General features: G+C 49.7%; 4 protein-coding genes. All 4 read right to left on the bottom strand.

Translation table 11 applies throughout. The features are described from left to right. Positions 1–2,029, bottom strand: a 2,029-nt coding sequence (locus tag AMS66_RS22445) for a fibronectin type III domain-containing protein (RefSeq protein ID WP_160319727.1), incomplete at its 3' end; no start/stop codon positions are given. A 330-nt stretch (positions 2,030–2,359) separates the two neighbouring features. Next, the gene (locus AMS66_RS32460) at positions 2,360–3,355 is read right to left on the bottom strand and encodes a ComF family protein (RefSeq protein ID WP_144424571.1); all 996 of its coding nucleotides are present in this window, start codon (positions 3,353–3,355) and stop codon (positions 2,360–2,362) included. Between the two features lie 257 nt (positions 3,356–3,612). After that, on the bottom strand, positions 3,613–5,601 hold the full coding sequence (locus tag AMS66_RS22435; protein WP_407944566.1) for a helicase-related protein: 1,989 nt from the start codon (positions 5,599–5,601) through the stop codon (positions 3,613–3,615). 185 nt (positions 5,602–5,786) lie between these two features. Continuing rightward, positions 5,787–5,972: an aspartyl-phosphate phosphatase Spo0E family protein gene (locus AMS66_RS22430; RefSeq protein WP_053782873.1), complete on the bottom strand. Its 186-nt coding sequence runs from the start codon at positions 5,970–5,972 to the stop codon at positions 5,787–5,789. Between the last annotated feature and the right edge of the window lie 28 nt (positions 5,973–6,000).

The raw sequence follows: 6,000 nt of genomic DNA, 5'->3' as shown, positions 1-6,000 counted from the left end.
GTACACGATATTTATGTGCTGTTCCTGCGAGCAGACTGCTGTGCGTGTATGAAGGTTCGCTCACTGTCCCCACTACCACGCCATCGGCTTCTACTTCATATTTCGTAGCGTCGGCGATTTCTGCCCACGTCAGATTAATAGCGGTTTCTTCCGATGTGGCTTTCAAAACAGGTGTATTCAATAGCGTGGTTCCGCTGATCAAATCACTCCATGCTCCTACTCCTGCGGCATTCTTCGAGCGGATGCGGAAAGTATGCTCTGTGTTTGCTGCGAGACCACTCTTCGTGTAGGCAACGCCGGTGACAGCGACAACTGTGCCGTCGATTTCCAGATCGTATCCGGTAGCTCCAGTTACAGTTGTCCATTTTAACGCTATAGCCGTATTGGTTACAGAATTCACTGTTAATCCTGCAACAGAACCTGGTAACGTATTTTGAGTCAGTACGGCTGTCCACGCACTTGTATTGGTATCTGTCAAAGCACGCACACGATATTTATGAGCTGTAACTGGTGAGAGTCCGGTATGCGTAAATGTCGGATCTACAACAATACCAGTAATTACTCCATCGGCTTCCACTTCATATGAGGTAGCACCGTCAATAGAAGGCCAAACGAGGATAATTTCTTCCTGTGAAGGGCTTGATTTCAGTACGGGTGTACTCAATTGAGTAGACACGGTTAACAGATCAGACCAACTGCCTGCCCCGCCTGTATTTTTAGGTCTTAACCGGAAAGTATGTTCTGTATTAGGAATGAGTCCTGTTTTGCTGTACGTGGTACCAGTCACAGCGACGATGTTACCGTCAATCTCCAAATCGTAACCTGTCGCACCTTTTACAGCGGTCCAAGATAGTGCAACTTTATTAAATGTTGCTTCTGTTACTTTCAAACCACTGACGGAGTCCGGAACTACCAGTTGCGTTATTGCTTTACTCCAATCGCTCTCATTGTTGGAAGAGAGAGCTTTTAGCGTATACGTATGACTTGAGTTTGCTGCGAGACCCTCATGCTCATACGATGTCACATTGCCAAGCTCGATAGGCGTTTCATCATCAATCTTTAATTGATAATGATTAGCTTGATCAACCGCATTCCATTGGATAATATTTTTACCTTCCTGGGAGCTTGCCGAAATCACCGGTTGTTGGAGCAAGGTTTTGATCTCATACAAAGAGCTCCACTCACTCGTACCTATTGAATTAAGAGAACGCACTCTATAGGAATACAACGTATCTGGCAATAAAGCGTTGCTGGCAAAGGTTGTCCCATAATAAGGCCCCTTAATGATTCCATTCTCCTCAATTTCATATTGCACGGCCTGTTGCGCATGCTGCCAGTTCAAGTTAACTGTACTTTCACTTTGTTTTCCTGTGATCCCAGCTGGAATAGCAGGCATGTTGTCAATCGTCACCGGGGCCACCAACTGTTTGGTAAAAGTGGCCGGTTCCGCTTTGCGTGTATAATATGGGTTCAGTTCAGAATAGAAGTCCACTACCTCCCCCGTATCCGCATTAACAACCAAACTTAACTGCCTAACATCATAATTGTATACATCAACCGGTGTAAGCTGACCCAAGACATTATAGTTCGAAATGGTCCATTGCCCCACTTCCATGCCGGATTGTCTATACGTCATCTCAGTGAAGTTCTCACGAACTTTACTTAAATCAATAAGAAATGCATTGTCGATCTGTCCAGTATACTTGGATGTATACGATCCGAAGCTTATATTCGTAATATCACTGGTAAATCCCAAGATAGATTGCCTTCTTGTAAAAGAGTAACCTGTCGTTGAAATATTGTAGGATCTAACCCAACTGAGGTTAACATCCCTCTGGTTCACCTGTAATTTACCGTTGTTGTATGTCATTACATACTGAAAGTCATTACTCGATGAGACAATACCGTTACTCGTTGCTGCATGTGCCCGGTTCCCCCCGTACACGCCAAACTGTCCGAATACCAGCATTAGCACCAGTAAACGGACGGTCCATAAGTAAAACCCATTTTTTCTTTTTCCTGCAACCACCGTTGTTCTCCCCTTCAAAAGATATGTTTTGCCACTCCCTGTGCTGTCACCTATGGTGAACGGCAGAACTATCTATTCTACATGGCAGAAACAATTCCTCTTTTTTACATGTAAAAATATTCTTGTCTAATTTATTTTTATAATTTCGTTAAACAACCAACACACAAATTATATGCATGTATATGAAAATCCACAAAAGTGATAATGTCATACATACTAGAACATACTTTCCCTTTTTTATATAAAAGCTATTAATTTTAGTTCATTATCTAACTTGCTTATGATAACCATATAGATAGCCCCTATTAAGTGAATATGCAAATACTCAGGTCAGGATCTGGCCAAAGTCAGCGTGTAAATCTCTATTGGAATGTTCATAGAAAATCCAGCTTTTAAGATCACCTGTCCACAGCCATCCAGGGTACTACCGGTTGTGTATATATCATCAATCAGTAACAAGCGTAAGGGAGCAATACGCCCACCTTGTGCTGTAGGTGTGATATGTGAAGAGGCTTCTTTTCCAATCGTGTATGAATTAACTGGCTGTGAATGCATGTTCTTTGGCATGGTTTCATTTGAAGCTCTGTAGAGATCAGCCATTATCTCCGTTCCACCCGGCTGCATTGAGAAAGCATCCTGCATGGTCTGGATGCGCTCGCCGCGTGTTTTGAAGCTTTGTTTGGTGGTGTTGATCCGACGCTGGAGCAGATCAACAACAGGTAGGCGGACGGCTGCGGCGAGTCCTGATGCGAGCCGCTCTGCCTGGTTGAAGCCGCGCTCAGCAAGGCGTTCGTTGCTGACGGGGACATAGGTCACCACGTCTGGCCGCCATCGCGGCTTGTTGTTTTGCAGCGACTGGCGGTTGCGTGGTGCTACTCCTGGATGAGCATGCGTATAGCTCGCGTATGGGCTGTGGCTATTGAGTTGCGCGTGTGAATGTGTGGGCGCAAACAAGTTTGGTGATTGAACCGGCGTGCTGATTGATCGGCACGAGCCAGGTCGGTGAACGGGCGCATTGTTGTTTACATCGCCCCCGCCAGGTCGGTGAACGAGTGCGTTTGTTGACGCACTCGAATTACATGGATGTGAACTGGCATCCATATGAGATTGAGCAGGTGTGGCGGGATGAGCCACGGGGGCCAGGGTTCCTTTTGCCAAAACAGGGTTGAATTCTTCACTCATTGCTTGAAATGCTTGAATAATAAGTGCCGTTAAAAGTGGCGCATAGCGCTCGTGGCCTCTAAATTTGTACATGCCAATCCATTCTTTCATTAAAGTATTGTACTGGACGGCGCTGCGGTTAAGGATGAAAGAACGGTTTTGCATGTGTGGGCGGACACAATCCGGGCAACCGATTCCTCGACCACAGCGCAAGCAGCGAATGGAACGAATCCACGGAATTTGCTGCACACAACGCGGACAGATGCCGGGGTAGATCGGAGACAATATCGCTCGTGTACCACAGGTTAGACAAGTCGCTCCTGGTGGAGCGAGCAATCCATGCAGGCGATGGGTGAGTTCTTGCACGTGGTCAGTTATGCTTCTTAGCCAGTTCGACATTAGATTGTTGCCTCCCTTAGTATCTATTGGTGTGTTGGCGGATGAAGGTAGCCTTTGCGTCCTGCGATAGTATTCATCTTTTGGATCTGTGCCACCGCTTTCACCTGAGAACGCGTACGACGGGATGATGCAAAGACGACTCTTCCTGCTGGATCATCCATAGAACGGCCTGCTCTACCCGCCATCTGTACCAGAGAAGCTTCGTCAAAGAGGCCATTATCCGCATCCAAAATAAATACATCGCTACGTGGAATAGTGACGCCCCGCTCCAAGATAGTAGTGGTCACAAGCAGACGTATGGTCCGTTCACGAAACGCAATAACTTTGCTCGCGCGATCCGGATCTTGGGATGATGTTCCTTCAATATGGATTTGCGGAAACATGCGACGCATGAGTGTTACAAACGCCTCAATCTGAGCGATCCGTGTCACAAATACAAATACCTGAGCTTCCCTTAGCGAGGAGGTCTGAATGCTCTTTTTTAGAGTAGCGGGCAGTTCCCGCTTCCGAATACATTCAGCGACGGTAGGCATTTTCAGCAAACGCGGCACGGGTAAAGGATAGCGGTGGAAGCGGACCGGAACTTTGGCGTGAGTGAGTTTCCCTTGTGCTGCTTCCCGCTGTAGCCTAGCTGGTGGCGTAGCCGACAGATACACAAAATGGCCATCAGGCTTGCAAGAGGACGCAGCTGCATGTGCAAGCATGGGATCGTTATGATAGGGAAATGCGTCGAGTTCGTCGATAATGACGAGATTGAATCCCTGGTAAAAACGCATCAGTTGGTGCGTGGTCGCGAGTGTGAGCTGCGCGTCTTTCCAGCGCTCGGTGCTGCCTCCGTATAGCGTAGCGAGTGAGATGTCAGGGAACGCCTTCGCCAGACGAGGGGCAAGCTCCAGTACGACATCCCGGCGCGGCGTAGCGACAAGTGCTCGTCCACCCCGGTCCAATATGTATTGGAGCAAAGGGAATATCATTTCCGTTTTACCGGCCCCGGTCACGGCCCATAGCAAAAACCGCCCCGGCCCATCCACGGCGGATGGCTGGGCCAAAAACGCCAGCGCCTCGGCAGCCGCCGCGCTCTGCGCTGGGCTCAGCCCCCACCGGGCAAGTCCGCCCTCGGTGGGGGGAACGGCCGTGCCACGCTGCGATGCACCGCGTGGCATGGCCCCTGGCGCTGCGCTGCGCAGCAGCAGCGCACAGGCACGGCTGCGCCCCAGCGCGAGGCAAGCCTCGCAGTAGGCGCACGCCGCCAGGCCGCAGGCAGCGCAGGGCACGCGCTGCCCGGCAAAGCTGCCGCATCGGCGGCAGCGGGGCGCGCTATGCGCGCGACCCAGCCACGCGAGGCGTTGCCGCCGCGTGGCAGGCCCTTCCAGAGCGGCTGCTATGCTCAGCCGCCCACGCAGGCGCGCGAGCTGCGCAGCTGCGCGCCAAACCGAGGCAAGCTGCGGCGCCGTATCCGCCAGCAGCGCCTCTGCCTCGGCCGCCAGCAATTGGCGGCCGCCAAGCCGCGAAGCCAGCAGGGCAGCGCCCCGCTCCAGCTGAGCCCACTCCCCGGCGGGATACGGCTCTGGCATCCCGCCCACCTCCGCACCTCTTTCAGCAGTAATCCCCGCTTTGCCTGCCATCTCTCCCCTAGCCTCCAGTTCCCCGGAGGCCCGCTCGTAATCTTCCAATTTCCGTCGCATATACACCTGCCAGTGCTCTTCTCCCCATTGATCCATCCCTCGCTCCATCTCAAAATGTTCTACCATCCACGAGGCCTGACTTAAAGGCAACTCCCTACCTAGCAGTAACCATTGCAACACCCTCTGTCCGCTCACCCCTTCAAGCCACCATGCTACATCCACTCGGATATCCAGTGACAACGCCATGTTCCACTCTTCTCTCACTCGGCACACATACAACCCAACCTTCATTCTCTCTCCTCCCTCATTCTTGATGTTCCGAAACGCAAAAAAAGCACATGCCCACCGACTATTCGTCGGAGCATGTGCTTCATGTCCATATCTCATACATTCAATATCCATTTGTATTATCACTATATCAATTGTGGAGTCGTCCCACAAGTTCTACTAACATCAAAAGCTCTTCCTGTGTCCCTACTCTTTCAAACTAAACTTGCATCGGTTATGTAAATCGCATATTTTATGCTTTTATTCTGTACCTTGCCCTAAATAGGGTCAGTTTTATCCTGAATCTAGTTTGTGCCACTTTGTTTAAGTCGGCTAGGAAAGATTCTATTATATCGGTTTATGATTTCATCCAATATCTCGGATTGCTTAATCACTAAAGGATGCTGTAATCCGTAAACCGCTACTAGCTCGTATAAACTCTTTCTTTCACGTTCCAGATCATCTTCGTTATCATTCGCAGAATATCTCATAGAAATCTCACCTCTATGAATAGTTTAA

Source organism: Paenibacillus xylanivorans (assembly GCF_001280595.1).
GTDB classification, from domain to species: Bacteria; Bacillota; Bacilli; order Paenibacillales; family Paenibacillaceae; genus Paenibacillus; species Paenibacillus xylanivorans.
The sequence above is the reverse complement of the archived record's forward strand: the minus strand, read 5'-3'. Positions and strand labels throughout refer to the sequence as shown.

Coding starts and splice junctions, on each gene's coding strand:
- AMS66_RS32460 (WP_144424571.1), bottom strand. CDS start 3,355: ATGCAAAACCGTTCTTTCATCCTTAACCGCAGCGCCGTCCAGTACAAT.
- AMS66_RS22435 (WP_407944566.1), bottom strand. CDS start 5,601: ATGAGATATGGACATGAAGCACATGCTCCGACGAATAGTCGGTGGGCA.
- AMS66_RS22430 (WP_053782873.1), bottom strand. CDS start 5,972: ATGAGATATTCTGCGAATGATAACGAAGATGATCTGGAACGTGAAAGA.